General features: G+C 73.2%; 15 protein-coding genes and 1 riboswitch. Of the genes, 6 read left to right on the top strand and 9 right to left on the bottom strand.

Annotation, left to right across the window (positions count from 1 at the left end; genetic code table 11):
- Window position 1: 1 nt before the first annotated feature.
- Entirely contained in the window at window positions 2-991 is a 990-nt protein-coding gene (locus AC3A5R_RS01360) for an endonuclease/exonuclease/phosphatase family protein (RefSeq protein WP_487618992.1), read from the top strand.
- A gap of 38 nt (window positions 992-1,029) precedes the next feature.
- Here the strand turns inward: AC3A5R_RS01360 and AC3A5R_RS01355 are convergent, their stop codons facing one another.
- Window positions 1,030-2,418 carry an aminotransferase class V-fold PLP-dependent enzyme gene (locus AC3A5R_RS01355; protein ID WP_487618991.1) on the bottom strand — a complete coding sequence of 463 codons (1,389 nt, stop codon included), beginning with the start codon at window positions 2,416-2,418 and terminating at the stop codon, window positions 1,030-1,032.
- Between the two features lie 39 nt (window positions 2,419-2,457).
- A riboswitch (SAM riboswitch) is annotated at window positions 2,458-2,579 on the bottom strand.
- A gap of 91 nt (window positions 2,580-2,670) precedes the next feature.
- Window positions 2,671-4,110, bottom strand: coding sequence for an MFS transporter (locus AC3A5R_RS01350; protein WP_487618990.1), 1,440 nt, complete (start codon window positions 4,108-4,110; stop codon window positions 2,671-2,673).
- Window positions 4,111-4,234: 124 nt separating this feature from the next.
- Here AC3A5R_RS01350 and AC3A5R_RS01345 point away from each other — a divergent pair, with 124 nt between their 5' ends.
- Window positions 4,235-7,126, top strand: coding sequence for an FtsK/SpoIIIE family DNA translocase (locus AC3A5R_RS01345; protein ID WP_487618989.1), 2,892 nt, complete (start codon window positions 4,235-4,237; stop codon window positions 7,124-7,126).
- Window positions 7,127-7,141: 15 nt separating this feature from the next.
- On the opposite strand, the gene AC3A5R_RS01340 is transcribed toward AC3A5R_RS01345, so the two are convergent.
- From AC3A5R_RS01340 to kdpF, 6 genes are read right to left on the bottom strand one after another with little or no spacing between them, the layout of a single operon-like run.
- Window positions 7,142-7,819 (bottom strand): response regulator, encoded by a 678-nt coding sequence (locus AC3A5R_RS01340; protein WP_487618988.1) that lies wholly within the window; start codon window positions 7,817-7,819, stop codon window positions 7,142-7,144.
- Window positions 7,816-10,668 carry a DUF4118 domain-containing protein gene (locus AC3A5R_RS01335; protein WP_487618987.1) on the bottom strand — a complete coding sequence of 951 codons (2,853 nt, stop codon included), beginning with the start codon at window positions 10,666-10,668 and terminating at the stop codon, window positions 7,816-7,818. The genes AC3A5R_RS01340 and AC3A5R_RS01335 overlap by 4 nt, the downstream gene beginning before the upstream one ends.
- Before the next feature lie 17 nt (window positions 10,669-10,685).
- Window positions 10,686-11,267, bottom strand: coding sequence for a potassium-transporting ATPase subunit KdpC (gene kdpC, locus AC3A5R_RS01330; protein WP_487618986.1), 582 nt, complete (start codon window positions 11,265-11,267; stop codon window positions 10,686-10,688).
- A 5-nt stretch (window positions 11,268-11,272) separates the two neighbouring features.
- Entirely contained in the window at window positions 11,273-13,435 is a 2,163-nt protein-coding gene (kdpB, locus tag AC3A5R_RS01325; protein WP_487618985.1) for a potassium-transporting ATPase subunit KdpB, read from the bottom strand.
- Complete coding sequence (gene kdpA, locus AC3A5R_RS01320) at window positions 13,432-15,078, bottom strand: potassium-transporting ATPase subunit KdpA (RefSeq protein ID WP_487618984.1); 1,647 nt, start codon at window positions 15,076-15,078, stop codon at window positions 13,432-13,434. The genes kdpB and kdpA overlap by 4 nt, the downstream gene beginning before the upstream one ends.
- Entirely contained in the window at window positions 15,078-15,164 is an 87-nt protein-coding gene (gene kdpF, locus AC3A5R_RS01315) for a K(+)-transporting ATPase subunit F (protein ID WP_487620097.1), read from the bottom strand. The genes kdpA and kdpF overlap by 1 nt, the downstream gene beginning before the upstream one ends.
- 101 nt (window positions 15,165-15,265) lie before the next feature.
- On the opposite strand from kdpF, the gene AC3A5R_RS01310 reads away from it, so the two are divergent.
- Window positions 15,266-16,012 (top strand): ion channel, encoded by a 747-nt coding sequence (locus AC3A5R_RS01310; protein ID WP_487618983.1) that lies wholly within the window; start codon window positions 15,266-15,268, stop codon window positions 16,010-16,012.
- A 9-nt stretch (window positions 16,013-16,021) separates the two neighbouring features.
- Here the strand turns inward: AC3A5R_RS01310 and AC3A5R_RS01305 are convergent, their stop codons facing one another.
- Window positions 16,022-17,323, bottom strand: a complete 1,302-nt coding sequence (locus tag AC3A5R_RS01305; RefSeq protein WP_487618982.1) for a dipeptidase — start codon at window positions 17,321-17,323, stop codon at window positions 16,022-16,024.
- Between the two features lie 37 nt (window positions 17,324-17,360).
- On the opposite strand from AC3A5R_RS01305, the gene rimO reads away from it, so the two are divergent.
- From rimO to AC3A5R_RS01290, 3 genes are read left to right on the top strand one after another with little or no spacing between them, the layout of a single operon-like run.
- Window positions 17,361-18,851 carry a 30S ribosomal protein S12 methylthiotransferase RimO gene (gene rimO / locus AC3A5R_RS01300; protein WP_487618981.1) on the top strand — a complete coding sequence of 497 codons (1,491 nt, stop codon included), beginning with the start codon at window positions 17,361-17,363 and terminating at the stop codon, window positions 18,849-18,851.
- Window positions 18,848-19,612, top strand: a complete 765-nt coding sequence (gene pgsA / locus AC3A5R_RS01295; protein ID WP_487618980.1) for a CDP-diacylglycerol--glycerol-3-phosphate 3-phosphatidyltransferase — start codon at window positions 18,848-18,850, stop codon at window positions 19,610-19,612. The genes rimO and pgsA overlap by 4 nt, the downstream gene beginning before the upstream one ends.
- Window positions 19,605-20,189, top strand: coding sequence for a CinA family protein (locus AC3A5R_RS01290; RefSeq protein WP_487618979.1), 585 nt, complete (start codon window positions 19,605-19,607; stop codon window positions 20,187-20,189). Before pgsA ends, AC3A5R_RS01290 begins: the two co-directional genes overlap by 8 nt.
- Window positions 20,190-20,215: the final 26 nt, after the last annotated feature.

The raw sequence follows: 20,215 nt of genomic DNA, 5'->3' as shown, positions 1-20,215 counted from the left end.
CGTGACCGAACACACCGGGGACGCGGTGATGCGTCGCCGTTGGCGGCGGGTTGCCGACGTCGCCCTGCTCATGGCGCTCATCGGGCTCCTCGCCGTGGCGGCGCTGCGCTGGTTCGACACCACCGTGTACCCGGTGGTCGTGCTCCAGACGACAGTCCCGCTCGTCGTGATCGGCCTCGTGCTGCTGGCCGTCGCAGCGCTGCTCCTGCGGCGTTGGGTCGTGGCGGTCCCGATCGTGGTCGCCACGGTCGTGGCGCTGGTGGCGGCGGTCCCTGCGTGGTCGTCGAGCACCCGCCCCAAGGCCGAGGCCGACCTCACGGTGATGTCGGTGAACCTCAATGACGGGCATGCGAACCCGCAGCAGCTCATGGACGCCGTCCGCTACCACGCGGTCGACGTGCTCGTGCTGCTCGAGGCGACCCCGGGGGCGGTCACCGACATCGACGGCGTCGGCGCGCGGACGTTCTTCACCCAGCGTGCCGGTGAAGCGCGGGAGGGCGTCGTCGGCACGCTCGTCCTGTCGCGCTTCCCCCTGACCGAGCTCGACGACGGGGTCGGGCCGGACGGTGACAGCCTCCAGCCGGTCGTCGACGTCACGACGCCCGTCGGGAGGGTGGAGCTGCGGGCCGTGCACCCGCCGCCGCCCTTGCACTACCAGACGGACCGGTGGCACGCGGGCCTGACGTCGCTGACCACGTGGGTGCGTCAGCAGCCGACGACCGAGCCGCTCGTGCTCGCCGGTGACTTCAACGCCTCGTCCGGTCACCCGGTGTTCCGCCGGCTCGCCCAGGGGCTCGTCGACGCCCAGGTGGCGGCCGGCAACGGCTGGGTGCGCACCTGGCCGTTCGAGGGGCACCGCATCCCGCCCTACGTCGCGCTCGACCACCAGCTGAGCCGGGGCCTGGTCCTCGTCGACGCCGGCCAGGTCGCGTTCAACCGCACCGACCACGCCGCGGTCTGGGCGTCGTACTCGCTGTCGGCCAAGCGCTGATCCCCCGGGCCGAGGGTCAGCCGAGGGTCAGCCGAGGGTCACCAGGGGCGCTCGACCTCGACGTCGCGCGGGTCGGCGCCCTCGACGGTCCAACCGGCGGCCGTGCGGGTCCACGTCCGTGACGGCCCCTCGGCGACGAGGCCGGCGACCGCGTCGACGAGGCGCTCAACGCCCGCGGCGGTGCTGCCGAGGCCGACGCTGGCACGCACGGCCGTCTCGGGCCGCTCGCCCCACGGGTCCTCGAGCAGCTCGTCGACGAGCAGGTGGGCGCAGAACTTGCCGTCGCGCACGCCGATGCCGTGCTCGACCGAGAGCACCTGCGACACGAGCGCCGGGTCGAAGCCGGCCACCGTGAAGGCGACGACGCCGACGCGGTCGTGGTCGTCACCGAAGAGCGACAGGACGTCGACACCGGGCACGGCCTCCAACCCGGTGCGCAGCCGCTCGAGCAGGGCCTCCTCGTGGGCCTCGATGGCCGCGCGATGGCGCTCGATCGTCGCGCAGGCGGCGGCAAGGGCGATGGCGCCGACGACGTTCGGGCTGCCGCCCTCGTGGCGTGCCGGGCCGGTGACCCAGACGGTGCCGGTCTCGGTGACCGATGCCGTGGCGCCACCCCCGGGCAGGTACGGGGCGCCGGCGTCGAGCCAGTCGCGGCGCCCGGCGAGCACGCCGGTGCCGAACGGGGCGTAGGTCTTGTGGCCGGAGAAGGCGACCCAGTCGGCGTCCCAGGCCGCGAGGTCGATGCGGCGGTGAGCCGACAGCTGTGCGGCGTCGACCGCGATGCGGGCGCCGTGCTCGTGGGCGAGGCGGGCGAACCGCTCGACCGGCCACACCTCGCCGGTGACGTTCGAGGCGGCCGTCAGCACGACGAGCCGGTGCTTGCCGGGGTGCTCGGCGAGGGCCTCGTCGAGCAGGTCGAGGGCGTCGTCGGTGCCCTGCGGGATCGGCAGGCGCACGGTGCGCGAGCGGCCCCACGGCAGCAGCGTCGAGTGGTGCTCGCTGCCGAAGACGAAGACGACCGCGCGGCTCGGCAGCGCGTGCGCCAGGACCGACCACGAGTCGGTCGTCGTGCGGGTGAAGACGACCTCGTCGTCCTCGCGCGCCCCGACGAAACGGGCCACCTCGTCGCGGGCCTGCTCGTACCAGGCGCTCGTCAGGCGCGAGGCGTACCCGGCGCCGCGGTGCACCGACGAGTACGTCTCGAGGGCGCGGTCGACGGCGTCCTTGACGGTCTGCAGCGCCGGCGTCGACGCGGCATGGTCGAGGTTGGCGTAGGCCACCTCGCCGGCGGTGGTCGGCACGCGCAGACCGGCACCGACGACGCGGGGAAGGGCCTCGGCGTCGGCGACGACGCGGAGCGCGCGGGTGCGCACGACGGGGGCGGGTCCGCCGCCACAGAGGGTCGTGGTGCTGGGAAGGGCCGACATGGCAGTGCTCCTCGTGGGTACTGGGACCCACCCGGTGCAGGTCCGCGCTTGCCGACCTCGTCGAAACCAGCCGAGGGCGGCCTGGTCGTCACCCGGAGCACCCCACCGCGGAGGAGGGTTGCTGGCCAGCGAGCCGGGGCTTGTCGCTGACACTCTTGACCTGGCGTCGACGATAGGTGCGCGGCCGCGCGGATGTCCACCTCGCGATCGACGCGTGTCGCCATCCGAGACGGGGTGGGCTCGCGGCCGGCGTCAGCGTCCGCGGCGACCCCCACGGCCCCGGCTCCGGCGGGCGCGCAGGACCTCGCCGACCTCCGCGACGAGCGTCCGCCCGGGCTTGTCGTTCATCGAGCGCCAGGCAGCGACGCCGGCCGTCCCCATCCCGAGTCCCGCGACGAGGTAGGCGGCCGTGGTCCCGGCGTAGGTCAGCGACACCGGCCCGAGGTCCACGGTGCGAGGCAGAGGGAGCAGCGCCTCCGCACCGGCGGCCAGCAGTGGGGCGACGGCGAGCACCAGCACGAGCACGACGCGGTTCAGCGACTGGACGAGGGCGAAGGTGCGGCCCCTGACCTCGTCCTCGACGGTGAGCCCGAGGAGGGTGTATCCGACGACCCAGGCGACGCCGATGACGGCGCCGAGAAGGGTGGCGACGGGCAGCGCGACGAGCAGCACCGGGACCAGGGCGAGGACGAGCAGGAGCAGTCCGGCGCCCACCAGGGCGGCGCCGAAGGCGCGCGGCCGGGAGAACCCGGCGAGCACCCGCGGACCGCCGACGATCCCGGCCGCCATGCCGGTGAAGACGGCGACGAAGAGCAGGCCGTAGCCGGGTGCGCCCGCCCCCATGTCCTGGGCGAAGCGCGTCGCCAGGCCGACCACGAGCCCACCGGCGCCGAAGGCGCCGAGCATGCCGCCGACGAGGCCCCGGACGAAGGGGCGCCGCCTGACCACGAGCAGGCCGTCGGCGACGGTCCGGACGACCGACTGGCCCGCGAGCCTCTCGGCCGCCGGACGGACAGGGAAGGTGAGCCGCCAGATGATCACGGCGCTGAGCAGGAAGGTCGCGGCGTTGGCGTACAGCGCGACGAAGATGCCCTCGGCGTCGAGGCCGGGCAGGACGGCGTGCAGCGGAGCGCCGAGCAGGGACAGGCCCGAGAAGGCGAGGGCGGCCAGGGGCGCCGTCCCGTAGCTGCCGACCAGACCCAGCTGGTTCGCCAGCTCCAGCCGCTCCGCCGGCACGAGGTTGGGCACGGTGGCGTCCTTGGCCGGGTTCCAGAAGAGGGAGACGCACTCGATGAGCACGATGGCGACGTACATCCACCACAAGGACCCGACGACGGGGATCGACACGAAGAGGCCGAAGCGGAGCAGGTCGCCCACGACCATCGTGAGGCGCCGGTCCAGGCGGTCGGCCACGACCCCGGCGAGCGGGCCGAGGACGACGGCCGGAGCGATGCGCAGGACGAAGACGCCCGAGACGGCGAGGTACTCGCCGACGCCGCCGGTCGCCAGCTCGGCGGCGAGTGCCGCCGTGGCGAGGAGGGCGAGCCAGTCACCGAAGCTCGAGACGGTGCCGGCCGCCAAGAGGTCGCGGAAGGGCCTGGTGCGCAGGAGCTGTCGGAGCGCAGCGCGGCCGGGCGGCGTGAGCCCGCCGCCGGTCTCGTCTCCCTCGGTCGGGGGTGACCCCGCGCTCACCTCCCCAGCGTAGGAGTCGCCCGCGGACGGCCGTCCGGGTTCACGGCACTGCCGTCTGATGCTGATCCGCTCTGGTGCGCGTGTGACGCGTGAGTTCAGCGGTGCGTTGACGTACGGTGCCAGCATGGCGACACGTCCGTCCACCACCCAGCGCACGAGCTCTGCGGCCGCCACGCGCGCCAAGGGCACGTCGTCACGTCCGCCGGCGGCCCGGTCGACGCGTCCTGCGCAGCGCAAGCCGGCGGCCCCCCGCAAGGGGCAGACCAAGGGCCAGAGCAAGGCCAGGGGCGGCGGCCTGCCGTTCCCGTTCAACGCCGTGCGCAACACGTGGATGGGCGTCTCGCACCTCGCCGGGGGTGCCGTGCGCCGCGTCGGCCACAGCGCCGCAGACCTCGAGCCGGAGCACAAGCGCGACGGCATCGGGTTCGCCCTCATCGCCCTCGCGGTCATCGTCGCGGCCCGCGAGTGGTGGGGCGTCACGGGCTCGTTCGGCGAGGTGGTCCACGCGGTCTTCGCCGGCACGTTCGGACGCGTCGCCTACGCCGTCCCGCTGGTCCTCCTCGCGCTCGGGCTGCGGATGCTGCGCGCGCCCCAGGACGAGGCGGCGACCAACCGGATCATCGTCGGCACCATCGCCCTGACCTTCGCCGCCTGCGGTCTGTCGCACCTCGCCGACGGCATCCCCAACCCGCCCGACGGCGCCGACGGCATGCGCGCCGCCGGGGGAATCATCGGCTTCCTCGCCTCCAGCCCGGTCGCCGCCGCCGTCTCGCCCTACGGCGCCACGGCCCTGCTCGTGCTCCTCGGCATCTTCGGGCTGCTCGTCATCACCGCGACGCCGGTCAACATGATCCCGACGCGCCTGCGCCAGCTCAAGGCGCTCGTCATCGACCGCGGCACCCACCACACCGACGCCGACACCGACGCGCCGGCCGCCGCCCTCAAGCGGGCGCGTCGCAAGCCCGTCGACCTCGCCGAGCGCGACGGCGACGAGGCGTTCCGCCAGGCTGCGCAGAAGGAGGCCGACGACGCCCCCACCAAGCGGGTGCGGCCGGGGGAGAAACGTCCCACCGCGCCCGGGGTCCTGGCCCCACGGCCGAGCGGGGAGAGGGCGGTCGACGCCACCGACCCCCGGACCCACGGCGCCCCCGACACGAGCAAGATCGGCCCGAAGGCCGAGCTCGTGCCGCCACCGATGTCCGAGATGCCCTCTCGCGTCGAGCAGCTCAGCCTCGGCGGCGACATCACCTACCGCCTGCCCGACGCCGCGATGCTCAAGCCGGGCTCACCGCACAAGACCCGCAGCGAGACCAACGACGCCGTGGTCAACTCGCTCACCGGCGTCTTCGACCAGTTCGACATCGACGCCGCCGTCACCGGCTTCACCCGCGGCCCGACGGTCACGCGTTACGAGGTCGAGCTCGGCTCGGGCACCAAGGTCGAGCGCGTCACGGCCCTCTCCAAGAACATCGCCTACGCCGTGGCGTCGGCCGACGTGCGCATCCTGTCGCCGATCCCCGGCAAGTCGGCCATCGGCATCGAGATCCCGAACACCGACCGCGAGAACGTCGCCCTCGGTGACGTCCTGCGCAGCCAGACGGCGCGCAGCAACGAGCACCCGATGGTCATGGGCGTCGGCAAGGACGTCGAGGGCGCCTACGTCATCGCCAACCTCGCCAAGATGCCGCACCTGCTCGTCGCCGGCGCCACCGGCTCCGGAAAGTCGAGCTTCGTCAACTCGATGATCACCTCGATCCTCATGCGCTCGACGCCGGAGGAGGTGCGCCTCATCCTCGTCGACCCGAAGCGTGTCGAGCTGACGGCCTACGAGGGCATCCCGCACCTCATCACGCCGATCATCACCAACCCGAAGAAGGCCGCCGAGGCCCTCGCCTGGGTCGTCAAGGAGATGGACCAGCGCTACGACGACCTCGCGGCGTTCGGCTTCAAGCACGTCGACGACTTCAACAAGGCCGTGCGCGCCGGCAAGGTCAAGCCGCTGCCGGGCTCGGAGCGGCAGATCACGACCTACCCGTACCTGCTCGTCGTCGTCGACGAGCTCGCCGACCTCATGATGGTCGCCCCGCGCGACGTCGAGGAGTCGGTCGTGCGCATCACCCAGCTCGCCCGCGCCGCCGGCATCCATCTCGTGCTCGCCACGCAGCGTCCGTCGGTCGATGTCGTCACCGGTCTCATCAAGGCCAACGTGCCCTCGCGCATGGCGTTCGCGACGAGCTCGCTCGCCGACAGCCGCGTCGTCCTCGACCAGCCCGGCGCCGAGAAGCTCATCGGCCAGGGTGACGCGCTCTTCCTCCCGATGGGCGCGAGCAAGCCGATGCGCGTGCAGGGTGCGTGGGTCAACGAGTCCGAGATCCACGAGGTCGTCAAGTTCGTCACCGACCAGCTCAAGCCGAACTACGTCGAGGACGTCACGGTCGTGGCGCCCAAGAAGCAGATCAACGACGACATCGGCGACGACCTCGACGTGCTGCTCCAGGCGGCCGAGCTCGTCGTCACGACGCAGTTCGGGTCCACCTCGATGCTCCAGCGCAAGCTGCGCGTCGGCTTCGCCAAGGCCGGCCGGCTCATGGACCTGCTCGAGTCGCGGGGCATCGTCGGCCCGAGCGAGGGGTCCAAGGCCCGTGACGTGCTCGTGCGCCCCGACGACCTGCCGACGACGCTCGCGCTGCTGCGCGGCGAGGACGTGCCGACGCCGGCCGCGGCCGAGGACCTCGAGGCAGATGAGCTCGTGCCGGAGGACGACGAGCCGTACGCCCCGCCGCCCGTCGAGCTCGACGCGTCGGGCATCGGCGGCGACGAGGAGCCACTCGCTCCGCAGCGCACCGCGTCGATCGTCGCCGAGCGCGGCGAACGGCGTCACGCGGAGGAGGACACGACGGCCGTCCCGACGGCCGCGTGGTCGCCCGGTGACATGACGCCCACCGTCGACGAGGACGACGAGGAGTCCGAGGACGCCTGGCAGCTGACCGACCGCGGCGGCCGCGAGCGCTACTGAGCGGCGGCCTCGTCCTCAGGTGAGGAAGCGGTAGCCGAGGCCGGGCTCGGTGACGAGGTGCACCGGCCGCGCCGGGTCCGGCTCGAGCTTGCGGCGCAGCTGGTTGGCGTACACCCGCAGGTAGTTCGACTCGCGGCCGTACGACGGGCCCCACACCTGGCGCAGCAGGTCCTGCTGCGACACGAGGTGCCCCGGCGTGCGGCACAGCGCCTCGAGCAGCCGCCACTCGGTGGGTGTCAGGCGTACGTCGTCACCCTCGACCGTGGCCCGGCGCTCGGCGAAGTCGAGCGTGAACCGGCCGGTGGCGACGGTGCCGATGGCGCGGCCTCCCTCGCCGGAGCGGCGCACCGCGGCCCGCACCCGGGCGAGCAGCTCCTCGACGCCGAAGGGCTTGGTCACGTAGTCGTCGGCGCCGAGGTCGAGCGCTTCGATCTTGTCGTCGGACTCGTGCCGCGCCGACAGGACGATGACGGGCACCCCGGAGGCCCGGCGCACCTGCTGGAGCACGTCGACGCCGTCGAGGTCGGGCAGCCCGAGGTCGAGGATGACGACGTCGGGCGAGTCCTCGAGGGCGGTCTGCACGGCGCTGCGCCCGTCGGCGGCGGTGAGCACCTCGTGCCCGTGCGCGCGCAGGGCGATGGACAGGGTGCGGCGCAGGCGTGGGTCGTCGTCGACGACGAGGACGCGGCTCACGGGGCCTCCTGGTGGGCGGACGGGGCAACTGGTGTGGCCGGCGCCTCAGGCGTCGCTGCGGTCCCGACCGGCGACGTGGCGCTCGACGTGGCGCTCGGTGTGGCGCTCGGTGTGGCGCTGGGTGGGGTCGGTGTGGCGTCCAGCGCGTCGACGGGCTGCTCGACCGGCAGCTCGACGACCATGGTCAGGCCGCCGCCCGGGGTGTCCTCCGGCAGGAGGGAGCCGTGCATGACGCTCATGAGGCCACGCGCCACCGCGAGCCCGAGCCCGAGGCCCTCGCCCCGCGGTGCGTCGCCGACCCGCTGGAACGCCTCGAAGATGTGGTCCTTGTCCTCGTCGGCGACGCCCGGGCCGCGGTCGACGACCCTCAGCTGCACCGTGTCGTGGATCCGCCCCGCGGTCACCCGCACCGGCGCGGATCCGCTGTGCCGCAGGGCGTTCTCCAGGATGTTGGCCAGGACGCGGTCGAGCAGTCCCGGGTCGGCCACGACGGCGGGCACGTGGGGGTCGAGGGCCAGCTCGACGCGTCCGGGCTCGGACGTCGTGCGCAGCGCGGCGACGACGGCGTCGACGAGATCGACGGCGTCGGTGTGCGGGCGGACCGCGCCGGTCTGCAGCCGCGACAGGTCGAGGAGGTTGCCGATGAGGGCGTCGAGCTGGTCGGTCGAGCCCTCGATCGACTCGAGCAGCTCGGCCTCGTCCTCGGGTGGCAGCTCGAGTCCGGTCTGGCGCAGCGTCGACACCGCGGCCTTGATGCCCGCCAGCGGCGTGCGAAGGTCGTGCGACACGGCGGCGAGCAGCGTCGTGCGTGCGGCGTTGTCGCGCGCGAGTCCTGCTGCGCGCCGGGCCTCCTCGACGAGCCGCTCCCGCCCGTAGAGGATCGCTGCATGCGCCGCGTAGGCGTTGAGGACGCGCTGGTCCTCGGCCGCGACGGGCTCGCCGTCGAGGAGGAGGTGCACGCCGTCGTCGACGGGCACGTCGAGGGCCCAGACGCGTCCGGTCGGCAGGGCGGCACCGACCGGCAGTGCGAGGTCGGTCGAGACGAGGACGCGTCCGGTGGCGCCACGCCCGTCGGGGGCGCCGCCGTCGAGGCGGGCGAGGAGCGCCGAGCGCATGCCGAGGGCGTCGCGGGCCCGCTCGAGCACGGCGGGCAGCGGCCGCGGCTCGGCGAGCAGGTCGCGGCTCAGGGCAGCGAGCGCGGCCGACTCGCGCTCGGCCGACAGGGCCTGCTCGGTGCGCCGGGCCACGAGGTTGACGACCGATGACACGGCCATCGCGACGAGCACGAACACGGCGAGGGCGAGCGCGTTGGGGGGGTCGCTGATCGTCAGCGTGCCGCGCGGCTCGGTGAAGAACCAGTTGACGACGAGCGAGCCGACGACGGCGCAGAACAGCGCCGGCCAGATGCCGCCGACGAGGGCGCACGCCACGGTGAGTGCGAGGTAGAGGAGCAGGTCGAGCGAGAGCGTGTGGCCCTCGCGGGTCGCGACGAGCACCGCGGTGAGGGCGACGAGGCACACGGTCGCGAGCACGAAGCCGGCCACGACGCGTCGCCACGGCAGGCGCCACGCGCGCCCGACGCGTCCGGCCCGCCGTGCCACCTTGGACCGCTCGTGCGGCACGAGGTGCACGTCGATGTCGCCCGAGCCGTCGGCGACCTCCGAGGCGATGCTCGGGCGCAGCACCTGCTGCCAGCGGCTGCGCCGGCTCACGCCGACGACGATCTGGGTGGCGTTGACGCCGCGGGCGTGGTCGAGGATCGCCTCCGGCACGTCGGTGCCCGACACCTCGTGGAACTCGGCGCCGACGTCGCGGGCGATGCGGCGCAGCCGGGCCAGCTCAGCGGGATCGGTCGTCGCGAGACCCTCGGAGGACCGGACGTGACAGGCGATGAGCTCGCCGCCGGCCACGCGCGTGGCGATGCGGGCGCCGCGGCGCAGCAGCGTCTCGCTCTCGGGCCCGCCCGTCAGGGCGACGACGACCCGTTCGCGGGCCGGCCAGGGCGACTCGATGCCCTCGTCGGCCCGGTAGCGCTCGAGTGCCTCGTCGACGCGGTCGGCGAGCCAGAGGAGGGCGATCTCGCGCAGCGCCGACAGGTTGCCGACGCGGAAGTAGTTGGCGAGTGCGGCGTCGACCTTCTCCGGCGCGTAGACGTTTCCGTGGGCGAGCCTGCGGCGCAGGGCTTCCGGCGTCATGTCGACGAGCTCGACCTGTTCGGCCCGGCGGACGACCTCGTCGGGGACGGTCTCGCGCTGGCGCACCCCGGTGATCGACTCGACGGTGTCGTTGAGCGACTCGAGGTGCTGGATGTTGAGGGTGGAGAGCACGTCGATGCCGGCCTCGAGGATCGTCTCGACGTCCTGCCAGCGCTTCTCGTGCTCGGTGCCCGCGCGTGTGTCTGGGCCGGCTTCGTGACCGACGCCCTCGCCGACGCCCGGCCCCACGTTGGTGTGGGCCAGCTCGTCGACGAGCACGACGTGCGGGCGTCGGGCGAGGACGGCCTCGACGTCGAGCTCGGAGAGGACGCTGCCGCGGTAGGTCACGGTGCGGCGGGGGAGCACCTCCAGCCCATCGAGGAGCACGGCGGTGTGGGGCCGCCCGTGTGTCTCGACGATGCCCACGACGACGTCGGTGCCGCGCTCGAGACGGCGGTGCGCCTCGTCGAGCATCGCGACCGTCTTGCCGACACCAGGGGCGGCGCCGAGGTAGATCCGCAGCGACCCGCGGCCCCGGCCACGCCCGGTGCCGGGCCCCCTGCCGCCCGCGGCGCCGGACACCCCTGCGCCCGCGGCGCCGGGCGAGGTGCCGGCGGCGCCGAGAACCGGCTGCGGCTCGGGTCCTCCTGCCATGTCACGATCCTCGCAGGTCAGCCGGCGCTGGGGCCGGACGGACTCGCGAGGGCCAGGTTGAGGGCGAGGACGTCGACGTGCGGCTGGCCGAGGAACCCGAGCTGGCGGCCGGCGGTGTACTCGGTCACGAGGGCGCGGACGCGCGCTGGGTCGAGCCCGCGGGCCGCGGCGACGCGGGCGACCTGGGCGTCGGCGTATGCCGGGGAGATGTGCGGGTCGAGCCCGCTGCCCGATGCCGTCAGGGCGTCAGGAGGAGCCGTGGTCGGGTCGAGCCCGGCGGCCGAGGCCCGCTTGGCGACCTCGTCCGCGAGCGCGGACCCCGAGAGGTTCGAGCCGCCGCTGGTGTCGCCGGCGTAGTCGCTGGCCGACGGGCGCCCGTGGAACCACTGGTCGCCGGACCACTGCTGCCCGATGAGGGACGACCCCACCACCCGGCCGTCGACACTGACGAGGGAGCCGGCGGCCTGGTCCCGCGCGACGAGCTGTCCGACACCCCAGACGACGGCGGGGTAGAGGAGCCCGAGCAGGACGGTGAACACGAGCATGACGCGCAGGCCTGCCCACGACTGCTTGACGAAGGAGCTCATGGTGCTGGTCATCGGTCTCACATCATTCCGGGGAGGTGGCTCACGACGAGGTCGATCAGCTTGATCCCGATGAACGGGGCCACGATGCCGCCCAGGCCGTAGATCCAGATGTTGCGTCGAAGCAGGGCGGTGCTACCAGCGGCGCGGTAGCGAACTCCTCTGAGCGACAGGGGGATCAACGCGATGATGATGAGTGCGTTGAAGATGACGGCGGAGGTGATCGCCGACTCCGGGGACGCGAGCCCCATGATGTTCAGCGCGTCGAGGCCAGGGAACAGGACGACGAACATCGCCGGGATGATCGCGAAGTACTTGGCGATGTCGTTGGCGATCGAGAACGTCGTCAGCGCGCCGCGGGTGATGAGCAGCTGCTTGCCGATCGACACCACGTCGATGAGCTTGGTCGGGTCGGAGTCGAGGTCGACCATGTTGGCCGCCTCCTTGGCCGCCATCGTGCCGGTGTTCATCGCGACGCCGACGTCGGACTGGGCCAGGGCCGGGGCGTCGTTGGTGCCGTCGCCGGTCATGGCGACGAGCCGGCCGCCCTCCTGCTCCTGCTTGATCAGCGCCATCTTGTCCTCGGGCGTCGCCTCGGCGAGGTAGTCGTCGACGCCGGCCTCGGCGGCGATCGACCTGGCCGTGAGCGGGTTGTCGCCCGTGATCATGACGGTCCGGATGCCCATGGCGCGCAGCTGCGCGAAGCGCTCCTTCATGCCGGGCTTCACCACGTCCTTGAGGTGGATGACACCGAGGACCCGAGGCGCGTGGCCGGCTTCCTGGACCGCGACCGCGAGGGGAGTGCCTCCCGAGGTGGCGATGCCGTCGACCTCGGTGAGCACGCCGCTCGGCATCTGGCCGGCGTGGCTGGTCACCCAGCGCGCGACGGAGTCGGCCGCGCCCTTGCGGTAGCGCGTGCCGTCGGGTAGGTCGGCGCCCGACATCCGCGTCGCGGCCGTGAACTCGACGAAGGTCGCCCCGGCGCGCGGCAGCCGGTCCAGCGCCTCGCGAGAGGGCGTGTCCAGGGCCCCGGCCGCCAGCTCGACGATCGAGCGGCCCTCGGGCGTCTCGTCGGCGAGCGAGGACACGTAGGCCGCCCGGGTGATCTCCTCGTTGCCGAGCCCCGGGGCGGCGAGCAGCTGCGTCGCGCGACGGTTTCCGTAGGTGATGGTGCCCGTCTTGTCGAGCAGGAGCGTCGAGACGTCACCGGCGGCCTCGACGGCGCGGCCGGACATGGCGAGCACGTTGTGCTGCACGAGCCGGTCCATGCCGGCGATGCCGATGGCCGACAGGAGGGCGCCGATCGTCGTCGGGATCAGGCACACGAGCAGCGCGACGAGCACGACCGGGGACTGGCCCTGACCGGAGTAGATCGCCATCGGCTGCATGGCCATGACGGCCAGCAGGAAGATGATCGTCAGGACGGTGAGCAGGATCGTCAGGGCGATCTCGTTCGGGGTCTTCTGGCGCGACGCGCCTTCGACGAGGGCGATCATCCGGTCGATGAAGGTCTCACCGGGCCGGGTCGTGATGCGCACGGTGATCCCGTCCGACAGCACGGTCGTGCCACCGGTCACGGCGCTGCGGTCGCCGCCGGACTCCCGGATCACGGGGGCCGACTCGCCGGTGATGGCCGACTCGTCGACGGTGGCCATGCCCTCGATGACGTCACCGTCTCCGGGGATGACCTCGTTCGGTCGGACGACGACGACGTCGCCGATCGTCAGGTCCGAGGCCGCGACCGTCTCGACGGACCCGTCCGGGAGGCGACGCACGGCGGTCGTGGTCCTCCGGGTGGCGCGCAGGCAGGCGGCCTGGGCCTTGCCGCGGCCCTCGGCGACGGCTTCGGCCATGTTGGCGAACAGCACGGTGGCCCAGAGCCAGACGCTGACGGCCCAGGCGAACCACGACGGGTCGGCGACGGCCTGGACGGTCGTGACCACCGAGCCGACCCACACGACGAACATCACCGGGCTGCGCCAGACGTGGCGCGGGTCCAGCTTGACGACGGCCTGCGGGAAGGTGGTGACCAGCTGCCGCCCCAGCTGCGCGTACGACGTGCTGGCCCGGCCGGGCCGGATCAGCTCCTCGCCGTGGTGGTGCCGGTGCGGGGCCAGCGCGGTGGCGGCCCGCTCCGACGCCGCGGGGACGCGCGGTGTGGTGGTCGTGGACGACCGGGTCATGAGAGTGCCTCCGCGAGGGGTCCGAGGGCCAGCGCCGGGAAGAAGGTGAGACCGCCGACGACGACGGCCACTCCGACGAACAGGCCGACGAAGGTGGGGGTGTGGGTGGGCAGCGTGCCGGCCGTGACGGGCCGGCGGCGCTGTGCCACCAGCGAGCCGGCGAGGGCGAGCACGAGGACGATGGGGACGAAGCGGCCCAGGAACATGCACAGCGCCAGCGTGAGGTTGGTGTACGGCGTGTCGGCGGAGAACCCCGCGAAGGCGCTCCCGTTGTTGTTCGCGGCAGAGGTGTAGGCGTACATGACCTCGGTGAGACCGTGCGGCCCGCCGGCGAGCATCTGGGAGGCCACGAGGGGTGCGACCATCCCGATGCCGGTGAAGGCGAGGACCAGGGTCGGCATGACGAGGACGGCCAGGGCGGTCAGGGTGATCTCGCGCCGGCCGATCTGCTTGCCGAGCAGCTCGGGCGTGCGCCCGACCATGAGCCCGGCGATGAACACCGTGAGGACCGCGACGAGCAGCGCGCTGTAGAGGCCGGTGCCCACGCCACCCGGCGACAGCTCGCCGAGCATCATGCTGAACAGCGCGCCGCCGCCTCCGAGCGCCGAGAAGCTCTCGTGCATCGAGTTGACGGCGCCGGTGGAGGTACCGGTCGTGCTCGCGGCGAAGAGGGCCGAGGGCCAGACGCCGAGGCGGACCTCCTTGCCCTCCATCGCCCCCAGCGGGCCGGCCGCGGCGTGCACCTCGGCCCACGTGACCGCCGCGAGCATGAGGGCCCACAGGGTCGCCATGAAGCCGAGGACGGTCCAGCCCTGTCGACGGTCGCCGACCAGGACGCCGTAGGTCCGGGGCAGCGAGAAGGGGATGACCAGCAGCAGGAAGACCTCGACGAGGTTGGTGAGGGCGGTCGGGTTCTCGTACGGGTGCGCAGAGTTGGCGTTGAAGTACCCACCGCCGTTCGTGCCGAGCTCCTTGATCGCCTCCTGCGAGGCGACGAGACCCCCCTGGAGCACCTGGTGCCCGCCGGAGAGCGTCGGCACCGTCGAGGGCTCGGCGAGGTTCTGGATCACCCCGCCGAGGAGCAGCACGACGGCCCCGACCACGGCGATCGGGACGATGACGCGCAGCAGACCACGGACGAGGTCGACCCAGAAGTTGCCGAGCTCGGAGCCGCTCGAGCGGACGAGCCCGCGCACGAGGGCGACCGCGACGGCGAGGCCGACCGCGGGGGAGACGAAGTTCTGGACGGTGAGGCCCACGGTCTGCACGAGCGGCGAGGTCCCGGCCTCACCGGCGTAGGACTGCCAGTTGGTGTTCGTCACGAACGAGACGGCCGTGTTGAGCGCCGTGTCGACGTTCATCGCGGCGCCGCGGGCGAGCGGGAGCGCGCCCTGCAGCACGATCATGAGGAACAGGAGCACGACCCCGACGACGGAGAAGCCCAGGACGGCGACGGCGTACGTCGTCCACCGCTGTTCCGAGGTGGGGTCGATGCGGCAGAGACGGTAGACGAGACGCTCGACGCGCCAGTGCCTCTCGTCGGTGAAGACCTTCGCCATCCAGTTGCCGAGGGGCACGTGGACGATCGCGAGGGCTGCCACCAGGACGGCGATGGTCAGCAGCCCGCTGACGGTGTCGCTCATCAGAAGCGATCCGCGTGGAGGAGGACGTGGACGAGGTAGGCGAGCAGAGCCAACGCCACGACGCCCAGGACGATGTTGGTGACCATGCCACGTTCCTACGTCGCCGCCGGCGCGCGGCCGGGGCGATTGACCCGGCGCTGACGCTTCTTGACGCCTTCTTGACGCCGCCGCGACTAGGCTCCGGGAGGTGAGTGCCTCGCTCGAGCTCTGGCCGTCGACGCCCCGTCGCCCGGGCCCGCCCAACCGGTGGGACCGCCTGCGGCGCAAGGTCGCCGAGCTGCCGTGCGCCCTCCTGCTCTTTGCCCAGCTCGCGGCTCTGCTGGCCTACCCGTTCATCGAGACACGGTCCGGTGACGTGCAGGAGGCCGCGCGGGCCGTCTTCGGGCTCCTCGGGCTGCTCGTGCTCTTCCTCGCGGTGCGGGCCGTGCGCGCCACGCCGGCCCTGACCTGGGTGGCGCTGCTCCTCGGCGGCCCGGTGGTGCTGCTGACGGTCGGCGAGGCGGTGTGGCCGGACAACGACGCGGTCGCCTTCTGGAGCGCCCTGCTGCACGCGCTCTTCTACATGTACACCGGCTACGCGCTGCTGCGGTACATGTTCGCCGACAACTGGGTGACGCGTGACGAGCTGTACGCGACAGGTGCGACGTTCACGGTCGTGGCGTGGGGGTTCGCCTACCTCTACCTCGCGATCCAGTTCGTCTGGCCGCACTCCTTCACCATCTACGGCGAGACGGGGGTGCCCGGCACCCGCACGTGGTTCGAGCTGCTCTACCTGTCGATCACGACCATGACCTCCACCGGTCTGTCCGACATCTACGCGGTCGAGCCGCACGCCCGCGCGTTCGTTCTCCTCCAGCAGATCACGGGCATGCTCTACGTCGCGCTCGTGGTCGCCCGCCTCGTCGGGCTCACCATCGCCCGCTTCCGGCGCTGACGCGTCGGCTCAGGTGGCGGTGTCGCCGTCGAGCTGCTCGATGGTGGCGATGGCGGGGGAGCGGGTGGCCTGCAGGTCGCGGGCCACGTCCTCGGCGTCGCGCAGCACCCGCAGCGCGTTGCCGCGCACCAGCCGGGCCACCTCGTCGTCGGACCAGCGCCGGTCGATGAGCTCGGCGACGAGCCGTGGGTACCCGCTGACGTCCTCGAGCCCGATGGGGAAGGTGTCGGTGCCGTCGTAGTCGCCGCCGATGCCGACGTGGTCGAGGCCGGCGACGTCGCGGACGTGCTCGACGTGGTCGGCCACCTGGGCGATCGTCGCGTCGGGCTTGGGGTGCTCGCGCCCCCACGTGGCCGTGAAGCGTCCGAACGCCTCCCAGTCCTTGGCGTCGACGCCCACCTCGGCCGCGGCGGCAGCGGCCTCGACGCGCCACGCAGCGGTGTCGGGGGAGACGAACTCGGGCACGAAGGTCACCATGCAGACGCCGCCGTTGTCGGGAAGCGCGGCGAGGACGTCGTCGGGCACGTTGCGCGGGGTGTCGCACAGCGCCAGCGCGGAGGAGTGGCTGAAGACGACCGGAGAATCCGTCGTGGCGAGTGCTGCCCGCATCGTCGTGGCGGCGACGTGGCTGAGGTCGACGAGCATGCCGAGGCGGTTCATCTCGCGCACGACCTCGTGGCCGAAGGCGGTCAGGCCACCGACGGCCGGGACATCCGTCGCCGAGTCGGCCCACGGCGTGTTGTCGTTGTGGGTCAGCGTCATGTACCGGACGCCGAGCGCGTGCAGTGCCCGCAGGGCCGCGAGCGAGGAACCGATCGAGTGGCCGCCCTCGGCGCCGAGCAGCGAGGCGATGCGGCCGCTCGCGCGGGCCGCCTCGACGTCGTCGGCGGTGAGGGCCAGCGCGAGCTCGCCCGGCCAGGTCGCGACCATCCGGTGCACGGCGTCGACCTGCTCGAGCGTCGCCACGACGGCCTCTCCCTCGGGCAGCGTGCTCGGCACGAACACGGACCAGAACTGCGCCCCGACGCCGCCCTCCCGCAGTCGCGGCAGGTCGGTGTGGGTCGTGGTGAGGCGGCTCGACACGTCGAGGGCCTCGAAGTCGTAGCGCGTCAGCTCGCGCGCGGCCCACGGCAGGTCGTTGTGGCCGTCGACGAGCGGGTGCTCGGCGAGCAGCCGACGGGCACGGGCGAGCAGTGGGGACGAGGACGCGTCGAGGGCGTCGTCGGAGGCTGCGACGCCCGCGGCACCGACCCCCTCGTCCGAGGTGTCCGACTCGTCCGTGGTGGGGCGCTGGCCGTCCGCTCCGAGCATGTCCGACATTGAACACCCCGCCATCTAGAGTGGACGCATGGCCCCACCCCTCCCGACCACTGAGCGCAGCGTCGCCCTCGTCACCCTCGGCTGCACCCGTAACGAGGTCGACAGCGAGGAGCTCGCCGGGCGCCTGCTGGCCGAGGGGTGGCGGCTCGTCGACGACGCGTCCGAGGCCGACGTCGCCGTCGTCAACACGTGCGGGTTCGTCGAGCAGGCCAAGAAGGACTCCATCGACGCCCTCCTCGAGGCGAACGACCTCAAGGAGCACGGGCGCACCCAGAAGGTCGTCGCCGTCGGCTGCCTCGCGGAGCGCTACGGCAAGCAGCTGGCCGACCAGCTGCCCGAGGCCGACGCCGTGCTCGGCTTCGACTCCTACCGCGACATGAGCGTGCACCTGCGCACCATCCTCGACGGCGGCCACGTCGAGAGCCACACGCCCGGCGACCGCCGCACCCTGCTGCCGCTGTCGCCCGTCGCGCGCCAGGCCGGCGCCGCCGCGGTGGCGCTGCCCGGCCACGGCGACGCGCCGGAGCCCGAGGCCTCGGCCCCCGCACCGGTCGTCGACGACGGCGTCCCCGTCCCCGCGACCGGGCCGCGCGTCGTCCGGGCCCGTCTCGACGGGCGCCCCTGGGCGCCGCTCAAGATCGCCTCCGGCTGCGACCGACGCTGCTCCTTCTGCGCCATCCCGATGTTCCGCGGCGCCTTCGTGTCGCGGCGTCCGACCGACGTCGTCGCCGAGGCGCGCTGGCTCGCGGCCCGCGGCGTCAAGGAGCTGTTCCTCGTCTCCGAGAACTCCACCTCGTACGGCAAGGACCTCGGCGACCTCGGCCTCCTCGAGAAGCTCCTGCCCGAGCTCACCGCGATCGCGGGCATCGAGCGGGTGCGGGTGTCCTACCTCCAGCCCGCCGAGATCCGCCCCGGCCTGCTCGAGGCCATGGCGGCCACGCCCGGCGTCGTGCCGTACTACGACATCTCCTTCCAGCACGCGTCCGAGCCGCTCCTGCGCCGGATGCGCCGCTTCGGCTCGCGCGAGGCGTTCCTCGACCTCCTCGCCCGGGTCCGCTCCGACGCGCCCGAGGCCGGCGTGCGCTGCAACGTCATCGTCGGCTTCCCCGGCGAGACGGAGGCAGACCTCGACGAGCTCGAGGCGTTCCTCACCGAGGCGCGCCTCGACGTCGTCGGCGTCTTCGGCTACTCCGACGAGGACGGCACCGAGGCCGAGGCCTATGACGGCAAGCTCGACCCCTCCGTCGTCGCCGAGCGCCTCGACCGCTTCACGCGCCTCGTCGAGGAGCTCAACGCCCAGCGGGCCGAGGAGCGCATCGGCGAGACCGTCACCGTCCTCGTCGAGGAGATCGACGACGACGGCTCGCCCGTCGGCCGCGCGGCCTTCCAGGGTCCGGACGTCGACGGCGTCACCGTCCTCCGCCTGGCCGACGAGGCGCCCGTGCCCGCCGTCGGCGACCTCGTGCCGGCCGTCGTCGTCGACACCGAGGGGATCGACCTCGTCGCGGAGCCGCGATGACGCCGACCACCTTCCACCGGGGTGAGGGCCCGAACCCCCGACCGACCGACTGGAACCTGCCGAACGCGCTGACGGTGCTCCGGTTCCTCCTCGTGCCGGTCTACGCCTTCGCCCTGTTCCAGGACGGCGGCCACGAGCCGTGGTGGCGGTTCTGGGCGTGGGTCGTCTTCGCGGTCGCGGCCGTCACCGACGGCGTCGACGGCAAGCTGGCCCGGCGTCGCGGCGAGATCACGAACTTCGGCAAGGTGGCCGACCCCATCGCCGACAAGGCCCTGACCGGCACGGCCTTCATCGGGCTCTCGCTGCTCGGAGTCGTCTGGTGGTGGGTCACGGTCGTCATCCTCGTGCGCGAGATCGGCATCACCGTCCTGCGGTTCGTCGTCATCCGCCACGGCGTCATGCCGGCGGGTCGCGGGGGCAAGCTCAAGACGATGCTGCAGACGCTGTCGCTCGGCGCGCTGACGTTCCCGCTCTGGGTGCTCCCGCTCGGCGAGGTCTGGACCACCGTGGCCTACGTCGTGCTCGGCGCGGCCACCGTCATGACGGTCCTGTCCGGGATCGACTACGTGTTCAAGGCGGCTCGGCTGCGCGAGACGAGCGAGCGCACCCGGCTGCGCCGCGAGGCGCGCGCCCTGCGGCGCACGTCGCCGACGAGCGCGCCCGGGAGCTCGGCGAGCCCCTCGGCCACAGCCGGCCCGCAGACCCCGAAGACCCCGCCAGCGCCGACGCGCCCCGAGGAGCGGACACCGCACCGTGACTGACGCGCCCGGTGCGGTCGCCTCCGGCGCGGTGGCGTCCGGCGCGGCGCTCGTCGCCGAGCTGACCGGGGCGGGGGAGACCCTCGCTTGCGCCGAGTCGCTCACCGCAGGGCTCGTGGCCGCCACCGTCGCCGACACCCCGGGCGCGTCGAACGTCCTGCGCGGCGGCGTCGTCGCCTACGCGGCCGACCTCAAGACCACGCTGCTCGGGGTGCCCGCCGACCTGCTGGAGCGGGTCGGCACCGTCGATGCCGGCGTCGCCGCCGCGATGGCCGAGGGCGTCCGAGATCGTCTCGAGGCCACGTGGGGCCTGGCCACGACCGGCGTCGCCGGGCCGGGGGCCGCCGAGGGCAAGCCGGCCGGCACCGTCCACGTCGCCGTCGCGGGCCCGACGGGAACAGCGACGCGCCTGCTGCGGTTGAACGGGACCAGGGCGCAGGTCCGTACCGGCACCGTCGCCGCCGTGCTCGCCCTGGCCCTCGAGGAGACGCGCGCCACGCGCGGAACCGCTGCGCCGGTGGCCGAGCCTCGGGGTACGGTAGGCCTGTCGACACCGGGAGCACCGGCCACCGACCACTGAGCACCAGAGCACGACCCAGCGACGGG

Source organism: Intrasporangium sp. Soil_C_50 (assembly GCF_057656595.1).
The sequence above is the reverse complement of the archived record's forward strand: the minus strand, read 5'-3'. Positions and strand labels throughout refer to the sequence as shown.